At 65.8% G+C, this 17,237-nt stretch carries 19 protein-coding genes; 10 read left to right on the top strand and 9 right to left on the bottom strand.

Translation table 11 applies throughout. The features are described 5' to 3' along the window. Positions 1 to 5 precede the first annotated feature (5 nt). Together AC1DGP_RS08940 and AC1DGP_RS08935 are read left to right on the top strand one after the other, a co-directional pair. Positions 6 to 446: an SRPBCC family protein gene (locus AC1DGP_RS08940; protein WP_441506587.1), complete on the top strand. Its 441-nt coding sequence runs from the start codon at positions 6 to 8 to the stop codon at positions 444 to 446. Positions 447 to 514: 68 nt separating this feature from the next. Further along, positions 515 to 2,074 carry an MFS transporter gene (locus AC1DGP_RS08935; RefSeq protein WP_441506586.1) on the top strand — a complete coding sequence of 520 codons (1,560 nt, stop codon included), beginning with the start codon at positions 515 to 517 and terminating at the stop codon, positions 2,072 to 2,074. A gap of 140 nt (positions 2,075 to 2,214) precedes the next feature. Here AC1DGP_RS08935 and AC1DGP_RS08930 read toward each other — a convergent pair whose 3' ends face one another. Then, complete coding sequence (locus tag AC1DGP_RS08930; RefSeq protein ID WP_441506585.1) at positions 2,215 to 3,441, bottom strand: SMP-30/gluconolactonase/LRE family protein; 1,227 nt, start codon at positions 3,439 to 3,441, stop codon at positions 2,215 to 2,217. A gap of 314 nt (positions 3,442 to 3,755) precedes the next feature. On the opposite strand from AC1DGP_RS08930, the gene AC1DGP_RS08925 reads away from it, so the two are divergent. Next, complete coding sequence (locus tag AC1DGP_RS08925) at positions 3,756 to 4,589, top strand: sulfite exporter TauE/SafE family protein (protein ID WP_441489187.1); 834 nt, start codon at positions 3,756 to 3,758, stop codon at positions 4,587 to 4,589. A 36-nt stretch (positions 4,590 to 4,625) separates the two neighbouring features. Beyond that, entirely contained in the window at positions 4,626 to 5,102 is a 477-nt protein-coding gene (locus AC1DGP_RS08920; protein ID WP_441506584.1) for a GNAT family N-acetyltransferase, read from the top strand. A gap of 47 nt (positions 5,103 to 5,149) precedes the next feature. Here the strand turns inward: AC1DGP_RS08920 and AC1DGP_RS08915 are convergent, their stop codons facing one another. After that, positions 5,150 to 5,344, bottom strand: a complete 195-nt coding sequence (locus tag AC1DGP_RS08915; RefSeq protein ID WP_441506583.1) for a DUF1289 domain-containing protein — start codon at positions 5,342 to 5,344, stop codon at positions 5,150 to 5,152. Then, positions 5,341 to 6,195 carry an adenosylcobinamide-GDP ribazoletransferase gene (locus AC1DGP_RS08910; protein WP_441506582.1) on the bottom strand — a complete coding sequence of 285 codons (855 nt, stop codon included), beginning with the start codon at positions 6,193 to 6,195 and terminating at the stop codon, positions 5,341 to 5,343. The genes AC1DGP_RS08915 and AC1DGP_RS08910 overlap by 4 nt, the downstream gene beginning before the upstream one ends. 111 nt (positions 6,196 to 6,306) lie before the next feature. Here AC1DGP_RS08910 and cobT point away from each other — a divergent pair, with 111 nt between their 5' ends. Beyond that, the gene (gene cobT / locus AC1DGP_RS08905) at positions 6,307 to 7,326 is read left to right on the top strand and encodes a nicotinate-nucleotide--dimethylbenzimidazole phosphoribosyltransferase (protein ID WP_441489191.1); all 1,020 of its coding nucleotides are present in this window, start codon (positions 6,307 to 6,309) and stop codon (positions 7,324 to 7,326) included. Positions 7,327 to 7,430: 104 nt separating this feature from the next. Here the strand turns inward: cobT and AC1DGP_RS08900 are convergent, their stop codons facing one another. After that, the gene (locus AC1DGP_RS08900; protein ID WP_441506581.1) at positions 7,431 to 8,759 is read right to left on the bottom strand and encodes an MFS transporter; all 1,329 of its coding nucleotides are present in this window, start codon (positions 8,757 to 8,759) and stop codon (positions 7,431 to 7,433) included. A gap of 524 nt (positions 8,760 to 9,283) precedes the next feature. Then, positions 9,284 to 10,801, bottom strand: coding sequence for a sensor histidine kinase (locus tag AC1DGP_RS08895; RefSeq protein WP_441489193.1), 1,518 nt, complete (start codon positions 10,799 to 10,801; stop codon positions 9,284 to 9,286). Between the two features lie 85 nt (positions 10,802 to 10,886). Here AC1DGP_RS08895 and AC1DGP_RS08890 point away from each other — a divergent pair, with 85 nt between their 5' ends. The 5 genes from AC1DGP_RS08890 to AC1DGP_RS08870 all read left to right on the top strand — a co-directional run bounded on the left by AC1DGP_RS08890 (position 10,887) and on the right by AC1DGP_RS08870 (position 13,821). Continuing rightward, a complete protein-coding gene (locus AC1DGP_RS08890) occupies positions 10,887 to 11,438 on the top strand; it encodes a thermonuclease family protein (protein ID WP_441489194.1) in 552 nt (183 codons plus the stop codon). Positions 11,439 to 11,637: 199 nt separating this feature from the next. Further along, complete coding sequence (locus tag AC1DGP_RS08885; RefSeq protein WP_441489195.1) at positions 11,638 to 12,249, top strand: glutathione S-transferase family protein; 612 nt, start codon at positions 11,638 to 11,640, stop codon at positions 12,247 to 12,249. Then, positions 12,249 to 12,716, top strand: a complete 468-nt coding sequence (locus AC1DGP_RS08880) for a hypothetical protein (protein WP_441506580.1) — start codon at positions 12,249 to 12,251, stop codon at positions 12,714 to 12,716. Before AC1DGP_RS08885 ends, AC1DGP_RS08880 begins: the two co-directional genes overlap by 1 nt. Next, on the top strand, positions 12,713 to 13,183 hold the full coding sequence (locus tag AC1DGP_RS08875) for a hypothetical protein (protein WP_441506579.1): 471 nt from the start codon (positions 12,713 to 12,715) through the stop codon (positions 13,181 to 13,183). Before AC1DGP_RS08880 ends, AC1DGP_RS08875 begins: the two co-directional genes overlap by 4 nt. Next, positions 13,180 to 13,821 (top strand): uracil-DNA glycosylase family protein, encoded by a 642-nt coding sequence (locus tag AC1DGP_RS08870; RefSeq protein ID WP_441506578.1) that lies wholly within the window; start codon positions 13,180 to 13,182, stop codon positions 13,819 to 13,821. The genes AC1DGP_RS08875 and AC1DGP_RS08870 overlap by 4 nt, the downstream gene beginning before the upstream one ends. A 16-nt stretch (positions 13,822 to 13,837) precedes the next feature. Here AC1DGP_RS08870 and AC1DGP_RS08865 read toward each other — a convergent pair whose 3' ends face one another. The 4 genes from AC1DGP_RS08865 to AC1DGP_RS08850 form a co-directional block, all read right to left on the bottom strand. Next, positions 13,838 to 14,704 carry an NAD(P)-dependent oxidoreductase gene (locus AC1DGP_RS08865; RefSeq protein WP_476775659.1) on the bottom strand — a complete coding sequence of 289 codons (867 nt, stop codon included), beginning with the start codon at positions 14,702 to 14,704 and terminating at the stop codon, positions 13,838 to 13,840. A 125-nt stretch (positions 14,705 to 14,829) separates the two neighbouring features. Continuing rightward, positions 14,830 to 15,546 (bottom strand): ABC transporter permease, encoded by a 717-nt coding sequence (locus tag AC1DGP_RS08860; protein WP_441506576.1) that lies wholly within the window; start codon positions 15,544 to 15,546, stop codon positions 14,830 to 14,832. Further along, complete coding sequence (locus tag AC1DGP_RS08855; RefSeq protein WP_069877202.1) at positions 15,543 to 16,271, bottom strand: ABC transporter permease; 729 nt, start codon at positions 16,269 to 16,271, stop codon at positions 15,543 to 15,545. Before AC1DGP_RS08855 ends, AC1DGP_RS08860 begins: the two co-directional genes overlap by 4 nt. A gap of 80 nt (positions 16,272 to 16,351) precedes the next feature. Continuing rightward, positions 16,352 to 17,128, bottom strand: coding sequence for a transporter substrate-binding domain-containing protein (locus AC1DGP_RS08850; RefSeq protein ID WP_441489200.1), 777 nt, complete (start codon positions 17,126 to 17,128; stop codon positions 16,352 to 16,354). Positions 17,129 to 17,237: the final 109 nt, after the last annotated feature.

The following is a 17,237-nucleotide window of genomic DNA, read 5'->3' as shown; positions in this document are numbered from 1 at the left end:
TAATCATGGACAAGAAGGTCGAGACCGCGCCCAGCCTGACGATGAAGCGGCGGCTCAATGCGACGCCGGCGGAGGTCTACCGCGCCTGGACGCAACCGGAACTGCTCGCGCGCTGGTTCGGGCCGGAGAATGTCCGGGCCGAGAAGGCGGAGATCGATGCGCGCGTCGGCGGCCATTATCGCATCTCGATGCGCGGCAGTGATGGTCAATTGCATCACGTGTCCGGCGAGTATCACGAGGTCGTCGAAAATGAGCGCCTCGTCTTCAGCTGGGCCTGGATCTCGACGCCGGAGCGCGTCTCACGCGTGACGGTGACCCTCAAGCCGGACGGGGATGTCACCATCCTGACGCTGCTTCACGAGCAGTTCTACGACGAGGCCGCGGCCGGCCGCCATGTGCATGGCTGGACAGGTTCGCTGGTCAAGCTGGAGCAGCTCTTCTCCTGACAGAGCCGGGCGAGCTCAAGGGACATCATCACCAAGGGGCGGCAACGCCTCCGGAGCCTTCAATAACGATGCACGATCAAGCCCCTCAGGCCGGTCGGCGCGAATGGATCGGCCTTGCCGTCATCGCGCTGCCCTGCCTGCTCTATTCGATGGATCTGACGGTCCTGAATCTCGCTGTGCCGCAGCTCAGCGCGGAACTCAGGCCCAGTGCCTCGCAACTGCTCTGGATCGTCGATATCTACGGCTTCATGATCGCCGGCTGCCTGATCACCATGGGCACGCTGGGAGACCGGATCGGCCGGCGCCGGCTGCTACTGATCGGTGCGGCGGCGTTCGGCCTCGCATCGATCCTGGCCGCTTTCGCCAATAGCGCCGGCACGCTGATCGCGGCGCGCGCCGCATTGGGTGTGGCGGGGGCGACGCTCGCGCCCTCGACGCTCTCCCTGATCCGCAACATGTTCCTCGATCCGCGCCAGCGGACCGCGGCCATCGGCATCTGGATCGCCAGCTTCTCGGCGGGCGGCGCGATCGGCCCGCTGGTCGGCGGCATCATGCTCGAGCATTTCTGGTGGGGCTCGGTCTTCCTGATCAATGTGCCGGTGATGGTGCTGCTGCTCCTGCTCGGCCCCGTGCTGCTGCCGGAATTCCGCGACCCGAATGCCGGCAGGCTCGATCTTGCAAGCGCCGCCATGTCGCTCGTTTCCGTGCTGGCCGTGATCTACGGGTTGAAGCGGATTGCCGAGGATGGCCTGGGCTGGCTGCCCATCATGGCGATCCTGGCTGGGATGGCGCTTGCCGGCCTCTTCCTGCGCCGCCAGGTGCGCCTGGCCGAACCGTTGGTCGATCTGGCGTTGTTTCGCTCCAGGGCCTTCAGCGCTTCACTGACGGTCAACATCCTCGGCTTCTTCATCGCCTTCAGCAGCTTCCTCTTCACCGGTCAGTATCTGCAGCTCGTGCTGGGAATGAAGCCGCTGGAGGCCGGGCTCTGGTCCCTGCCCTCTGCGCTTGGTTTCATCCTGGGATCGATGTTCGCGCCCCGTATCGTCGGCAGCGCGAGCCCTGCGCATGTCATGGCGGGCGGCTTCACGTTGACCGCGTTGGGCTTTGCGACGCTGGCCGGGATCAGCCATGTCGAAGGCCCCATGATCATCGTCGCCGGGACGGTTCTGCTCTCGCTGGGGCTCGCGCCGATCGTCACGCTGACGACCGATCTCGTGGTCGGCAGCGTTCCGCCCGAGCGCGCCGGCACGGCGTCGGGCCTGTCCGAAACGAGCGCCGAGTTCGGCGGCGCTCTCGGCATCGCCATCCTCGGAAGCGTCCTGACTGCGCTGTATCGCTATCAGATGGGCCTGGCCGTGCCGTCGGGCGTGTCGCCGGAGGCGGCCGCTGCTGCGCGTGATACGCTCGGTGGCGCATTGACCATTGCAAAGGAGGTCGCGGGGACAGCCGGGGCAGACCTGCTTGCGACGGCGCGTGCGGCCTTCACACGCTCCTTCGCCATCACGGCGGGGCTCTGTTCGGCGATTGCGGTCCTTGCCGGCCTCTTTGCGGTCGTGATGCTGCGTGGCGTTGGTGGCGGCCCGGACCAGCACCACGAGGCCGGCGCGCCGGCTCCGGTTGCGCGCTAGCTGCCGCAGCTGCGACGGCTAGATCATCGGACCGGAAATCGTATCCGGTCCGATGATCTAACCCTTTGTGTTTGCATCGGCTTTTCCGAAAACCGCAATCCACTTTTCGGGCCGATGCAATAGCGCGAGACGGTAAGAGGTCAGCCCGGCCCGGCGCCCTGCGTATTGACATAGACCGCGTAGATCGACTGGCTCGCTGCCATGAACAGGCGGTTTCGCTTCGGTCCGCCGAAACAGATATTGCCGCAGACCTCCGGCAGGCGGATGCGCCCGATCAGCTTGCCCGCCGGGTTGAACACCTGCACGCCATTATAGCCGACGGCGCGGCCGGCATTGCTCGAGACCCAGAGATTGCCGTCGACATCGCTGCGTATCCCGTCGGGCCCGCATTTCACGCCGTCGAGCATGCAATCGGAGAAGAGCTTCTGATTGCCAAGCTTGTTGTCGGCACCGACATCGAAGACATGAATGTCGCCCTTGCCGCCGGGGCCGGTATCGCCCGGCCCCTTTCCGGTCGAGACAACGTAGAGCTTCTTGAAATCAGGCGAGAAGCAGAGCCCGTTCGGGTCCGGCACCTGTTCCTCGGTGACGACGCGGTCGATGCGGCCGGACGGGTCGATGCGATAACAGTTCGTCGGCAGTTCGCGTTTGGCCATGCCGATGCCGGCGAGCTGGCCGAGCCGCGGATTGAGCCGCCCACTCGGGTTGCTCGGACCTCCGGCGGCGTCCGGCGCGCCCTCGTAGAGTTGGCCGCCATAGGGCGGATCGGTGAACCAGTAGCTGCCGTCGGGATGGGCAACGATATCATTGGGCGAGTTCAGTTTCTTGCCCTCGAAACTGTCGGCGAGCACGGTCGCCGACCCGTCGAGCTCATAGCGCACGACGCGGCGGTTCAGGTGCTCGCAGGAGAGCTGGCGGCCCTGGAAGTCGAAGCTGTTGCCATTGCTGTTGCCTGACGGTGTGCGGAAGATGCTGACCCGTCCGTCATCTTCCAGCCAGCGCAATTGCCGATTGTTGGGGATGTCGCTCCAGACCAGATAGCGACCCTGCGCGTTCCAGGCCGGTCCTTCGGCCCAGAGCGCGCCGGTCCAGAGCCGCTGGATCGCGCTGTTGGGCTGGGCATAATTGTTGAACACCGGGTCGACCGCGAGGACGTCGGGATCGGTGAAATAGGTTGTCGGGGCGCCGTTGCGGCTGAAATCCCGGGGCGGGCTGGTAATCGTGCTGGGCGGTCCGACCGGGCCGGACGGGGCCTGGGCGAGGGCTGGGTTCGTCGCCATGGCGAGCGCGCCGGTTCCCATCGCAGCGATGAGATGTCTCCGTGAGAGCTCCGGGCGTTGCTGCGTGTCAGTCAGTTGATCTGTCATCTTTAACCTCCCTGAGTGGCTTTTGATGAGATATCCCCCCGACCCTGTGGCCTTCGTCTCCGTGCGAATATTGTCCTTTCCTGTCAGGCTAGACTTAAGGCCGCACTCAGCACTGCCAACACTGCAGCAACCGGTCGAGCCTCTGCCGCTTGCGAGCGGGATTGCAGCAGCGGCATGGACAGGCAGTCCCCTGTGCGCCCCAGGGCCATACAATCACCGAAACTGCCGCAGACATAGCGGCCTTGCCGCGCAAGCCTTGCCCCGGCGCGCAAAATCGCCCAGAGGTGGCCGCCCGCCGCCAACGGATTGTTTCTATGATTGCTGGAATCCCCTTGGGCGATCTCGCCTTTCTTGCCGTGTCGCTGGTTCTGGCCGGTGCGGTCACCGGTGTTCTCGCCGGGCTCTTCGGCGTCGGCGGCGGCGCGGTCATCGTGCCGATCCTCTACGAGGTCTTCCGCGTCATCGGCGTGCCGGAGGAGGTGCGCATGCCGCTTTGCGTCGGCACCTCGCTCGCGATCATCATCCCGACCTCGATCCGCTCCTTCAACGCCCACCGGGCCAAGGGGCTCGTCGATCTCGACATTCTCAAGGTCTGGGCGGTCCCGGTCGTGCTCGGCGTCATGGGCGGCAGCTATATCGCGCGCTATGCGCCGCCCGACCTGTTCAAGATCATCTTCGTCGCGGTCGCCGTGGTGAGCGCGATCCGCCTGCTCTTCGCCTCGGACCGCTGGAAGCTCGGCGATGACATGCCGGGCAAGGGGCTGATGACGGTCTATGGTGGCATCATCGGCGTGCTCTCTGCGCTGATGGGCATTGGCGGCGGTCAGCTCTCCAGCCTGTTCATGACGTTTTATGGCCGACCGATCCATCAGGCCGTGGCGACCTCCTCGGGCCTCGGCGTGCTGATCTCGATCCCGGGCGCGTTGGGCTATATCTATGCCGGCTGGCCGAAGATGGACGTTTTGCCGCCGCTCTCGCTCGGCTACGTCTCCTTCATCGGCTTCCTGCTCTTCATCCCGACCAGCATCTGGACGGCCCCGATCGGAGCGCGGCTGGCGCATCGGCTCTCCAAGCGCAAGCTGGAGGTCGTCTTCGGCATCTTCCTGCTCTTCGTCGCGAGCCGCTTCATCTGGTCGCTGCTGTTCTGATCGATCCGGCGAGCTGCATGCGGGGCGAGGGCGCGCATGGTCACGACCCGACTGGCGACACCGGCTGACCATCCCGGGCTGATGGCCGTGCTCGTGGAGATGCAGGGCCACTACGCGGTGCCGTGCCCTGCGCCCGAGGCCATTCTGGCAGGGCTTCGCGATCGACCCGCCGGCACCGAGATCCTGCTGGCGGTGGAGCACGCCACGATCACCGGCTTTGCCGCCGTCGCTGCGATCTATCCCGGGCCAGGCCTCCAGCCTGGCTTCTTCCTCAAGGAGCTCTATGTCGCGGCGTCCGCGCGCGGCAGCGGTTCGGGGAAGGCGCTGATGCGGGGGCTGGCGCGGCTGGCGCTCGAACGCGGCTTCCAGCGCATCGACTGGACGGCGGCGCGCGATGATCTTGGCCTGAGGGGCTTCTACGAGGCGCTCGGGGCTGCGCCGCATCCCGACAAGATCTTCTATCGGCTGACCGGCGATGCCTTGCAGCGGCTGGGGCGCGAAGCCGAGGCTTAAAGCACCGGCCCGAAAAGTGGATTGCGGTTCTCGGGAAAGCCGATGGTCTAGCCTGTCGGCTGGCTCGACCGGTCCGACGGAATCTTGCGGCGAGACAATTCGGCCATGATGGCCAGCCGCTCGGGCTCGCTCAGCCGCGACCAGTCGGCGATCTCCTGAAGCGTTCGCAGGCAGCCTTCACAGAGCCGCGATACGGGGTCGATCACACAGATCTGCACGCAGGGGCTGGAGGCGCCGCTCATTGCCAGGCAGAGCCCAGCGCGAAGGCGAAGCCGCAGGTGAGCGCGATCTCGGCGAGTTGCTGTGCTGCACCCAGAATATCGCCGGTCTGGCCGCCGATCAGGCGGCGGCCGAGCCGGGCGAGCCCCGCCAGGACGAGCACGGATAGCGCCAGGCCAAGCGCAAGGCCCGTACCCGGCAGCCCGGTGGCCAGTGTCCCTGCGACGGCGAACGCGACCGAAAGCGCCAGCGCTGTCCAGGCCGTTGCGGCGGTGGGCTGGCCAACCGCAGCCGAGGCGCCGGAGCTCCGGGCAGGGGGCTCGGTGGCGAGCAGATAGAGCGCAGTGGCGCGCGACCATGGCGCCGCGATCAGCAGCGCGGCGGCTGCAGCCAGAGATCCGAGCGCCTGGAGAATGGCCGCAAGTGCCGTCACCCGCAGCAGCAGGGAGAGCCCCAGCGCCATCGCCCCGAAGGTGCCGACGCGGCTGTCCTTCATGATCTCCAGCCGCCGTTCCGGCGTATGCCCTCCGAACAGCCCGTCGGCGGTGTCGGCAAGGCCGTCCTCGTGGAAAGCACCCGTCGTCAGTGCCGCGACCGTGACGGCAAGCGCTGCTGCCAGCGGCGGGCTGATGCCGGCCGCGCCAGCAGCTAGGAGGACAAGCGTTGCGGGCAAAGCGATGACGAGCGCAGCCAGCGGTACGGCGCGCGGCACCAGCCTGAAATCCGGCAGGCCATGCGCTGAATCCTCGCCGGGCAGGCGCGGCACCGGAAGACGCGAATAGAAACGGATGCAGATCGCAGTCGCGATCAGCCAGCCCGGCCAATGCGGCCGGCCGGCCGGCAACTCCGAGATGTCGAGAGGGGCGTCGGCCATGCGGTCTCGGTATCCTCGATTGTCTTCCGCCGTCCAAGCCTATAGCAGCAGCGGCAACCCGGCGGCCACGCCGCATCCCGCCCGATTCCATCTTTCGCGAGACATCCAGCGATGCCCGCTTCCGGCCTTCCCTTCGACGACATCCGCAATCTCATCGCCAACATGCCCGGCCCCGATATGGGTGCCGCCAATGCTGTGCGGGCCCGAGACAAGGATCTTACCAAGCCCGCCGGCAGCCTCGGCCGCATGGAGGAGATCGCCGAATGGCTTGCAGCCTGGCAAGGCAAGGCGCCCCCGCGCGTCGACCGGCCGCTGGTTTGCGTCTTCGCCGGGAATCACGGTGTCGTGGCGCAGGGCGTCTCGGCCTATCCGCAGGCGGTAACGCGCCAGATGCTGGAGAATTTTGCCGCCGGCGGCGCTGCGATCAACCAGATCTGCGCGGCCTTCGATCTCGGCTTCAAGGTCTTTGACCTGGCCCTCGACCTGCCGACCGGCGATTTCACGCAAGGTGATGCGCTCGACGAGAAGGCCTGCGTCGCGACCATGGCCTTCGGCATGGAGGCGCTTGCCGGCGGGGCCGATCTGCTCTGCCTCGGCGAGATGGGCATCGGCAACACCACGTCAGCGGCTGCGATCTACGCGGCGCTCTATGGCGGCGGCGCTGCGATGTGGTGCGGGCGCGGCACCGGCGTCGACGATGACGGTCTGAATCGCAAGATTGCCGCTGTCGAAGCGGGCCTCGCTTTCCACGCCGCGCATCTGGGCGACCCGCTGGAAGTGCTGCGCCGCCTCGGCGGTCGCGAGATCGCAGCCATTTGCGGCGCGATCATCGCCGCCCGGCTGCAGCGCATCCCGGTGATCCTCGACGGCTATGTCGTCACTGCCGCCGCTGCCGTCCTGCATGCCATCGAACCGTCCTCGATCGACCATTGCCTTGCCGGCCATCTCTCTGCCGAGGGCGCCCATCGCGAAGCGCTGCTCCGGCTCGGCAAGCAGCCGCTGCTGGCGCTCGAGATGCGGCTCGGCGAGGGCACGGGGGCGGCGCTTGCGGCAAGCCTCGTCAAGGCCGCCGCCGCCATCCATTCCGGCATGGCGACCTTCGATCAGGCGCAGGTCTCGAAGAAGGACTGAAACTGCGGGAGCCTGACGGCAGCGTTGCTCCCAAGGCTCGTCTCGAACTCAGGCCCTGAGCGCGCCGTGCGGGGCCCGGGCAGCCCCGCAAATGCGCGACCTCGTCAGGTTGCGGCCTTCGTCTCGAAGGGTTCCCAGATACTGATCTGGCGCGTTTCCGGCATCAGGAAGAGGCAGAGCACGAAGCACACGGCCGGGACGGCGATCGGGTAGATCAACGCGTAGCCGACGCTCCCGGTCGCCGCGAAGGCCGCCGACGTGATGAATGGCACCAATCCACCACCCCAGCCATTTCCGATGTGATAGGGAACCGATACCGACGTGTACCGGATCCTGGCGGGGAAGTATTCGGCGAGGAAGGCCCCGACCGGCCCGTACACCATCCCGACATAGCAAACGAGGATGAAGATGATGAAGATCGCGGTCGGAAAGTGGACATTGCCGGGTCGCGTGACCGTTCCCAGCCACAGGTACAGCGGATAGTACGTGATCGCGGCGAGCAGCATGCCGCCCAGGATCACTGGCTTGCGGCCGATGATGTCGGATAGCCAGCCGAAGAAGATCAAGCTCGGGGTTGCGAGGAGCAGCGCTGCTCCCACGATGTAGGACGAGGTCAGCGGGTCCAGCTTTGAAACCTGCTGCAGGAAATACAACGCCCAGAACTGGCCGCTGTACCAGACCACTCCCTGTCCGATCAGCACGAGGGTGGCGATCCCGACATATTTGATGTTGGAGCTGAGAAAGGCTTCCTTCCAGGGGTTCCTGGTCATCTGTCCCCTGGCCTTGATCGCCTCGAAGATCGGCGTCTCCTGGAGCTGGAGCCGGATGTAGATTGCGACGGCGACCAGAAGGAAGGATATCAAGAATGGAACGCGCCAAGCCCATGCTTTGAACGTCGCCTCGCCGAAATAGGTGCGGGTCGCGATGATCACGATGAGCGACACCACGATCCCGAGCGTCGGGGAGGTTTGCAGCCAGCCCGTGTAGTAGCCGCGGCGCTCGTCCGGAACATGCTCGGCGACATAGGTGATGGCGCCGCCATATTCGCCACCCAGGCACAGGCCCTGGATGATCCGCAAACCGAAGAGAATGAATGCGGCAGTCAGACCGATGGAGTCGTAGGTCGGGATCAACCCGATCGCCCCGGTGCCCAGCCCCATTCCGCTGAGCGTAACGAGGAAGGTGTATTTGCGGCCGACCCGATCGCCCATCCATCCGAAGAGGAATGCTCCCAGCGGACGGATCAGGAAACCGGCGGTAAACAGCGCGATCGTGCTCAGTAATGCCGCGACCGGATGACTCTGCTCGAAGAACTTGACCGACAGAATGGCGGCCAGGCTGCCGAATATGTAGAAGTCATACCATTCGATGACATTCCCCACCGATGCAGCGACGATCACGCGGCGGAAATCACTCGGGATCTGGATGGGCATGGCGCCCTCCCTTTACTTCAAGGCACTTTCTCCGGTGTTTCACGCTTGATGGCTCGCACCGCGAAATCCACGCGTGACAGCTGTGGGGTGCCGTCCGCTGCGCTTGCCGTATGAAGCTCTGTATCGCTCGAGGGGAGCTCCAACGGCCATGGGCGCCGCGAGCCGTCATTCCCTCCTACCCGCCGTGAAACAAGGGCGTAGCCGCCATTTTAATCCTTAATGGGCGGTTGCGGTATCGATTTTCTACTTGAAGCCAGCTGGGCGAGCGGTGACTGCTGGACTTGCCGGGAGCGTCAAAGTGATCGCTTCGGATGCTGTCACGGTTGGCGCGGCAGCCCCTCAGATATGCCCCACCACCTGCCCCGGCAGCGTGGCGGATCGCGCGCCATGGCAGCGCTCATTCTCTCTCCCTTCGCGAGCGGGGAGGCCGTTCCGGCGATCTGCGTGATGGAACCGGGCAGTCTCGGCGGCCTCGTTCCATCCGATCGGAACTCCGCTCTGGCGAGCGCATCCCGTGCGCGCGCCTAAGCCGCCGATCGTGCCGGCTCGGGCAGCGCCGCCAGCGTGTCCATCACGCGCTCGGGCGGCAGGGTGATCGTCACTTCCGTGCCGGCGCGCGGCCTGGATTTCAGATGGAAGCCGCCATTATGGAGATCGAGCAGCCCCTTCACGATCGGTAGCCCCAGGCCGGAGCCCTGTTCGGCGGTCTTGATGGCGAGCGAACCGCGCCCGAAGGTCTGCAGCACGATCGGGATTTCATCCTCGGGAATGCCCGGCCCGGTGTCCGTGACCGAGACATATTGTCCGCCATTCGCCGTCCAGCCGACCTTGATGGTGATGTCGCCGCCCTGCGGCGTGAATTTGATCGCGTTGGACAGGATGTTGAGCACCGCCTGCCGGATCGCGCGCTCGTCCGCCCAGACCTTCGGCAGATCGGGCTCGGCCGCCTCGCGGATCGTTTGCCCCTTGGCCTTGGCGCGCAGCTTCAGCATGTGCCGGCATTCGTCGACCACGCCTGCCAGGCTGAGGGCCTCCTCGTTCAGCGCGTATTTGCCGGCCTCGATCCGCGAGAGATCGAGAATCTCGTTGATCAGGTTGAGCAGATGCTGGCCCGAGCCGTGGATGTCGCCCGAATATTCCTTGTAGGCCGGGTTGGCGTGAACGCCGAAGATCTCGTTCTTCATCACCTCGGAGAAGCCGAGAATGGCATTGAGCGGCGTCCGCAGCTCATGGCTCATCGTGGCGAGGAAGCGGGATTTGGCGAGGTTGGCCTCTTCGGCCTTGCGGCGCGCCTCGTCGGAATTCGCGGTCGCAGTCTCGAGCTCGGCGATCAGCGCGTCCTTCTCGGCGCGGAACTCGATGGTTGCGACCGAACTCGAATAGAGCCGGTGGGCGAGGAAGATGAAGAAGAGCTGGGCCGATGCCGCCATCAGCGCCATGGTGACGCTGTCGATGTCGGAGCGGCCCCAGAAGAACAGCGTGATGCCGATGGTGACCGGCCCCAGCCCGGAATACACCGCAAGCGGGATCGTCGCCGCCAGCATCACGGTCAGCGCGCTGACGACGAGCAGCGTCGTCATCACGAAGACCTTGGCGCCCGGTCCGTCGACCTGCGCGAACAGGACGAGGATCAGCGTCCAGGACAGGCCGTGAAAGGCTTCCGCCGCCGGCAGCAGGCGGCGCCAGCGCCGAATATTCACCTCGCCGGCCGGCTGCGCCAGGAAGCGGCGGCAAAGCAGGACCATGACCGCCGAGGCCAGGATGACGATGCCGAGCCAGGTGGTGACCTGGTAAGCCGGGACCCAGAGGCAAGCGGCGGTCGCGATGCACAACGCCAGGACCAGCGCGCCGACCGAGCCGTGCATCCGATACTGGGCGAAGACCCGCAGCAATTCGTAGTCGAAGGCGCGTTCGAGGCCGGTCGTCGAGGTCAGCCGCTCGCGCACGGACTTGACCTCGCGCGTGACGAGCTTGCGCCGCGCCAACGCCGTAGGGTCGGGACCGCGCCCTCGCTGGATCTGTTCGGCCGTCACTTCCGCCATAATCGGAACGCATGTACCTCTTCCGGCGGCAGACCCTGCACGCCCGGCTCGCCATTATGGTCTCGAAATCGTTAAGCTCTTACTGATGGCGCGCTTCGGATTCGGACGATCTCGGTATGGACCTTTCGGCTGGCGCCGCGTCAGCCGCCCGGTCGATCTGGTCGTCGCACTCGGGCTGCTCGGCCTGCTGGCGATTGCCGGCGCTGTCCTGCAATACAAGCTTGGCCCCGCCCGCATGCTTGCCGGAGCCGCCCAGGCGATCGATGGCGATTCGCTGCGGCTGAATGGCGAAGAGCTCAGGCTCGAAGGCATCGATGCCCCGGAATTCCGCCAGAGCTGTCGCGACAGCGCGGGCAGGGATGTGGATTGCGGCCGTGCCGCCCGCCGTGCCCTGCTGGCGCTGATCGGGCGCGGTCTCGTCACCTGCGACATCGGCCGGGTCGATCGCTACGGCCGCGGCCTCGCACGCTGCAGGCAGGGCGAGACCGATATCAACGCCGCGATGGTGCGGCAGGGCCATGCCGTCGCCTATGGTGATTATCGCAGCGAGGAAGACGAGGCGCGAGCCGCCGGGCGCGGCATCTGGGCGCTGCAGTTCGAGCGGCCGGAGGCGTGGCGCAAGGCTCATCCGCGGTAGAGCATTGGACCGAAAAGTGGAATCCGGCTTTCGGAAAATCCGATGCTTAAGCAAGGAGCTGGATCGCCGATCCTGCGTCCGAACGGACGCAGGGCGACTCTAGCGCGCATGGCTGCGCCATCACGAATGGGTTTGAAATGGTTGACCGCCGGACCTCCGCCATGGTCGGGTTCGCACGCGGTTTCCGATGAGGTTGACGATGAAGCTCTATGATGGCGGGCGCGCGCCCAATCCGCGGCGGGTCCGCATCTTCTTCGCAGAGAAGGGCGTTCCCCTGCCGGAGCTCGTGCCGGTCGATATCACCCGGAAGGAACACCTCACGCCCGAATTCGCCCGCATCAACCCGCTGAAGCGCCTGCCGGTGCTCATGCTCGACGATGGAACGGCGCTTGCCGAGACGATTGCGATCTGCCGCTATCTCGAAAGCCTGCATCCCCAACCCGTGCTCTTCGGTGGGGATGCCAAGGAACAGGCGCAGATCGAGATGTGGAACCGGCGCGTCGAGCTGGGCCTGTTCAGCAGTGTCATGTCTGTCTTCCGGCACAGCCACCCGTCGATGGCGGAGCTCGAGCATCAGGTGCCGGAATGGGCCGAGGCCAGCCGCGAGCAGATCGATGACCACCTCCTGATCATGGAGCTCCAGCTCGCGGGTAGCCGCTTCCTGTCCGGGGATCGGTTCACGGTGGCCGATATCACTGGAGGCATCGCCGTCGACTTCATGAAGCCGTCCCGGGTTCGGTTGCCTGAGGAATGCGTCAACATCCGCCGGTGGCATGACGAAGTGTCTGCGCGGCCAAGCTGGAAGGCCTGATGCGACCGGTCTTCGCCATTCTGGCGCTGCTGGTGCTGGTCCAGCCCTCCGTCGCGGCCGAACGGCTGAACGGCGAGGCGATCAAGCGAGCCTTCGAGGGCAACACGGTGAGCGGCCGCTACACCAATGGCGGGTTCTTCACCGAGTATCATGAGCCGGATGGCCGCGCACTCGGCCATAATGGCTGGCAGCCGAACAAGGATGCCTGCTGGATCACGAAGGAGGATCAGGTCTGCTACTACTATGGCCCTCCCAGCGACCGCACGGTGCATTGCTTCACGGTCGAGCTGACGGATCGGCTCTATGTCCTGCGCAATGTCTCGAACGGGCAGATCAATGCTCTTGCCACGATCGAGCCCGGCAATCCGCGCGGGCATTCCGACAAGGGGGAGCCCTGGTATTGCGACGGCCTGATCTCGCGGGCACCTGAGGTCCCGATGTCACGGCGCAGGCTTGCCTCGCGATGATGCGTCTGCTGCTCCTTGCGGCCGCGCTCATGCTTCAGGCCGCCGCCAACTCTCCGGTGACGGCCGCGGAGCGCCTGAGCGGCGAGGACATCCGCCGTGTCTTCGAAGGCAATACCGTCAGCGGCCGCTACAATAACGGCATGCCGTTCAGCGAGTACCATCACGCCGACGGCCGGGCGAGCGGACATAACCGGCACGTGCCGAACCGCGACGCCTGCTGGACGACCACACCGGACGCGGTCTGCTATTACTACGGACCGCCCGAGCAGCGTCGCACCTATTGCTTCACGGTCGAGCGCAGCGGAGGCCTCTATGTCCTGCGCAACCGGCCGAGCGGCCGCATCAACGGCATCGCCACCATCGAAGCGGGTGACCCGCATGGCTATGCGACCAGCGCCAAGATCTGGACCTGCGACGGCCTGATCTCGCAGCGGCGCGGGGAGCCGTCCCGTCTGGCGGCGCGATGAAGTCGGATCGGGAGCGCCCATCGGAAACGCTCGCCGCGGTGCTGCAGGAACTGGCTGCCTGCCGCATCTGTCGCGACGAGCCGCGCTTCCAGCCGCCGCTTCCGCATGAGCCGCGCCCGGTGATCCAGGCCTCGCCGACGGCCAGGCTCTGCATTGCCGGCCAGGCGCCGGGCACCCGCGTCCATGCCAGCGGCAAGCCGTTCACCGATCCGTCCGGTGTCCGGCTGCGGCAATGGCTCGGGCTCGACGAAGCGGCGTTCTACGACGCAGCCAGGGTCGCGGTCGTGCCGATGGGCCATTGCTTCCCGGGGCTCGACGCGCAGGGCGGGGATCTGCCGCCGCGCCGCGAATGCGCACCGATCTGGCGCTCACGCGTGCTTGCGGCGATGCCGCAGGTCGAGCTCGTGCTCGCCATCGGCCGCTATGCGCAGGCCTGGCATCTCGGCGCGAAGGCGGGCGCCAATCTCTCCGCCACGGTCGCGGGCTGGCGCGCGATCCTGGCGGAGCCGCGCCGCCCCCGCGTGCTGCCGCTGCCGCATCCCTCCTGGCGCAACAACGCCTGGCTGAAGCGCAATCCCTGGTTCGAGGCGGAGCTTCTGCCGGTGTTGCGCGAGGAGGTGGCGCGGCTGGTCCTGTGAACGCGGAGAGCCCCGCTCAATCCTCGAGGCGCGCAATCAGGCTGGACGTATCCCAGCGCCTGCCGCCCATCTTCTGGACTTCGGCATAGAACTGGTCGACCAGCGCGGTGACCGGGAGCTGGGCGCCGTTGCGACGCGCCTCCTCGAGCACGATGTCGAGGTCCTTGCGCATCCAGTCGACGGCGAAGCCGAAGTCGAATTTCCCGGCATTCATGGTCTTGCCGCGGTTCTCCATCTGCCACGAGCCGGCGGCACCCTTGGAAATCACCTCCAGCATGGACTCGACATCGAGGCCGGCGCGCTTGGCGAAATGAATGCCCTCGGACAGCCCCTGCACCAGTCCGGCGATGCAGATCTGGTTGACCATCTTGGTGAGCTGGCCAGAGCCGGCCGGGCCCATCAGCTTACACATCCGCGCGAAGGCACCGATCACCGGCTCGACCCGGGCATAGGTTTCCGGGGCGCCGCCGCACATCACGGTCAGCACGCCGTTCTCGGCGCCGGCCTGGCCACCGGAGACCGGTGCATCGATGAAGCCGAAGCCGCCGGCCTTCGCGGCCGCGTCGAGTTCGCGGGCGACGCCAGCCGAGGCCGTGGTGTGGTCGACGAAGACAGCGCCCATCGCCATGCCCGCAAAGGCTCCGGCTTCGCCGGTGGTCACGGAGCGCAGATCGTCGTCATTGCCGACGCAGGCGAAGACGATCTCCTGGCCCCTGGCCGCCTCGGCCGGTGTCGGGGCGGATCTGCCGCCATGCTGCGCCACCCAGGCCTGGGCCTTGGCCGCGTTGCGGTTATAGACGGTGACGTCGTGGCCCTTGGCCTTGAGATGGCCGGCCATGGGGTAGCCCATGACGCCGAGACCGAGGAAGGCAACCTTAGCCATGTTCCGCTCCGCTGATAGGTTCTGGTTTCGCTTCGGCCTGTAGCGCGCGCGACCCGTAGGGGGAAGTCGCGCGGACGCCAAGGCACTTTGTCAGGAATGGAGAGGGGGCGCGCGGCGCGCCCCGCTCAGCGTAGCGCCATATGCCGCGTCAGCCTGAGTTCCAGCCGGTCCCAGACCCGCCGGATCACCTCGACCAGAAGAAGATAGATCAGCGCGGCGTAGAGATAGATCGTGAGATCGAAGGACCGGGCGAAGGCGAGCCTTGTCGCGCCCATGAGGTCGAACAGCGTGACGAGCGAGGCGATTGCGCTGGCCTTGATCATCACGATCAGCTCGTTGCCGAGTGGCCTGAGCGCCAGGATCATCGCCTGGGGCATGATCACAAGGCGCAAGGTCGACCAGCGATGCAGCCCGAGCGCCATGGCGCCTTCGAACTGGCCGCGCGGGATCGACTGGATGGCGCCGCGCAGGATTTCGGCCTGATAGGCGGCCGTGTTCACGGTGAAGGTCAGCAGCGCGCAGTAGAACGGCTCCCGGAAGAACCACCACAGCCCGACATCCTGCCAGAACAGCCGGAATTGGCCGAGCCCGTAATAGACCAGGAAGAGCTGGCACAGCAGCGGCGTGCCGCGGAAGAAGGTGGTGTAGCCGTTGATCGCGGCCTTGGCCCAGCGCGGCCCGTAAAGCCGTGCGATGGCGAGCCCGAGTGCCAGCACAAAGCCGATCGCGACCGAGATTATGACCAGCTCGAAGGTCACCCACAGGCCGCTCGCCATCCGGCAGCCGTAGTTCTGGAAAACCTCGCTGCCGAAGAGATAGCCCGGATATTCGCACCAGCTCATCGCGTCGCTCCACCAAAGGCAGCAAAGCCGCGATTGGCGCGGATCTCGAGACGCCCGACGCCCCAGGCCGAGATCAGCGAGAAGAACAGGTAGATCAGCATCGCCGCACCGAAGAACAGGAACGGTTCCTTGGTCGCGACATTGGCGCGGGTGGTGATGAACATGATGTCGGGCAGGGTGATGACCGAGACCAGCGAGGTCTCCTTCAGCAGCACCATCCAGTTATTGCCCAAGCCGGGCAGCGCCACCCGGATGAGCTGGGGGAAGACCACGAGGCGGAAGGCCTGCCCTTTGCTCAGGCCGAGCGCGGCGGCGGCCTCGCGCTGGCCCTTCTGGATCGAGTTGAGGGCGCCGACCCAGACCTCGCTGGAGAAGGCGGAGAGCACCACGCCGAGCGCCACCATGCCGGCGACGAAGGGTGGCATGCTGAAATTGCCGGGCAGGCCGAGCGAGACCCAGGCCTTCTGCAGCACGATCTGGATGCCGAAATAGATGATGTAGAGCGTCAGAAGCTCCGGCACCCCGCGGAAAACGGTCGTGTAGACCGTGGCCAGCCAGCGCAGAACAATGTTCTCGGAGCGCTTGCCGAGCGCGACGATCAGGCCCAGCAGCAGGCCGAAAGGCAGGGTTGCCAGCGCGATTGCGATGGTGATCCCGGCGCCCTGGAGCAGGGCGAGGCCCCAGCCGCCGTCGCCGAAACCGAGCAGTGCGAGTTTGTCGAACATGGATAAGCCGGCGAGGGGAGGGAAATGGACCACCGCCGGCGCGCGAGGCACGCCGACGGGGTTCGGTCAGCCGGCTATTGTCACAGGATAGGGAACTTGAACCACTTGTCCTGGATCTTCTTGTGCGAGCCGTCGGCGATCGATTCGGCGATCGCCTTGTCCCACATCGCCTTCAGTTCAACATCGGCCTTGCGCACCGCGCCGGCCGTGCCGGGGCCGTGGATGGTGGCGTCACGCGGAACGTCGGCCGCCTTCTTGCAGCAATCCTTGCCCTTGCCATTGAGGAAGTCCTCGAGCGAGAGCGAGTCGGCGATGATGTAGTCGAGCCGCCCATTCGCCAGGTCGAGATTCGCCTCTTCCTGGGTCGGGTACAGGCGGATGGTCGAATCCTTGTAGAACTTCTCGAGGAAGTTGGCGTGGATGGTCGAGCCCTGCGTGCCGATGGCCTTGCCCTTCAGGGCTGCCGGCGAGATGTCGGTTCCAGCCGACTTGGCGCTKATCGCCCAGATSGGGGTCTTGGTGTAGACCGCGGTGAAGTCGACCTGCTTCTTGCGCTCATCGGTGGCGTTCATGCCGGCGATGATGATGTCGTATTTATTGGCGAGCAGCGCCGGGATGATGCCGTCCCAGTCCTGGACCACCCAGGTGCATTTCACCTTCATCTTCTCGCAAAGCATGTTCGCGTAGTCGATCTCGAAGCCTTCGAGTTCCTTCTTGGCGTTGAGATTGTTGAAGGGGGGATAGGCGCCTTCGGTGCCGATCCGGATCTCCTTCCACTCCTTTGCCTGGGCCAGGACGCCAGTGGCGCCGGCAGCCGTCAGCACAGCGGCGGCGATCAAACGAACGAAACCTTTCATGGTACCTCCCACAGGTTTGACCGGCCGGGCGTTTCGAGTTCCCGTGTCCGGCTTGTGCTTACAGATTGTGCGATCCTGTGCCCTGCCCGCAAGTGGGGGCATGCAGCTT

Source organism: Allobosea sp. 05T433 (genome assembly GCF_056396065.1).
This window is presented reverse-complemented; position numbering and strand designations above follow the sequence as displayed.

Coding starts and splice junctions, on each gene's coding strand:
- AC1DGP_RS08940 (WP_441506587.1), top strand. CDS start 6: ATGGACAAGAAGGTCGAGACCGCGCCCAGCCTGACGATGAAGCGGCGG.
- AC1DGP_RS08935 (WP_441506586.1), top strand. CDS start 515: ATGCACGATCAAGCCCCTCAGGCCGGTCGGCGCGAATGGATCGGCCTT.
- AC1DGP_RS08930 (WP_441506585.1), bottom strand. CDS start 3,441: ATGACAGATCAACTGACTGACACGCAGCAACGCCCGGAGCTCTCACGG.
- AC1DGP_RS08925 (WP_441489187.1), top strand. CDS start 3,756: ATGATTGCTGGAATCCCCTTGGGCGATCTCGCCTTTCTTGCCGTGTCG.
- AC1DGP_RS08920 (WP_441506584.1), top strand. CDS start 4,626: ATGGTCACGACCCGACTGGCGACACCGGCTGACCATCCCGGGCTGATG.
- AC1DGP_RS08915 (WP_441506583.1), bottom strand. CDS start 5,344: ATGAGCGGCGCCTCCAGCCCCTGCGTGCAGATCTGTGTGATCGACCCC.
- AC1DGP_RS08910 (WP_441506582.1), bottom strand. CDS start 6,195: ATGGCCGACGCCCCTCTCGACATCTCGGAGTTGCCGGCCGGCCGGCCG.
- cobT (WP_441489191.1), top strand. CDS start 6,307: ATGCCCGCTTCCGGCCTTCCCTTCGACGACATCCGCAATCTCATCGCC.
- AC1DGP_RS08900 (WP_441506581.1), bottom strand. CDS start 8,759: ATGCCCATCCAGATCCCGAGTGATTTCCGCCGCGTGATCGTCGCTGCA.
- AC1DGP_RS08895 (WP_441489193.1), bottom strand. CDS start 10,801: ATGGCGGAAGTGACGGCCGAACAGATCCAGCGAGGGCGCGGTCCCGAC.
- AC1DGP_RS08890 (WP_441489194.1), top strand. CDS start 10,887: ATGGCGCGCTTCGGATTCGGACGATCTCGGTATGGACCTTTCGGCTGG.
- AC1DGP_RS08885 (WP_441489195.1), top strand. CDS start 11,638: ATGAAGCTCTATGATGGCGGGCGCGCGCCCAATCCGCGGCGGGTCCGC.
- AC1DGP_RS08880 (WP_441506580.1), top strand. CDS start 12,249: ATGCGACCGGTCTTCGCCATTCTGGCGCTGCTGGTGCTGGTCCAGCCC.
- AC1DGP_RS08875 (WP_441506579.1), top strand. CDS start 12,713: ATGATGCGTCTGCTGCTCCTTGCGGCCGCGCTCATGCTTCAGGCCGCC.
- AC1DGP_RS08870 (WP_441506578.1), top strand. CDS start 13,180: ATGAAGTCGGATCGGGAGCGCCCATCGGAAACGCTCGCCGCGGTGCTG.
- AC1DGP_RS08865 (WP_476775659.1), bottom strand. CDS start 14,704: ATGGCTAAGGTTGCCTTCCTCGGTCTCGGCGTCATGGGCTACCCCATG.
- AC1DGP_RS08860 (WP_441506576.1), bottom strand. CDS start 15,546: ATGAGCTGGTGCGAATATCCGGGCTATCTCTTCGGCAGCGAGGTTTTC.
- AC1DGP_RS08855 (WP_069877202.1), bottom strand. CDS start 16,271: ATGTTCGACAAACTCGCACTGCTCGGTTTCGGCGACGGCGGCTGGGGC.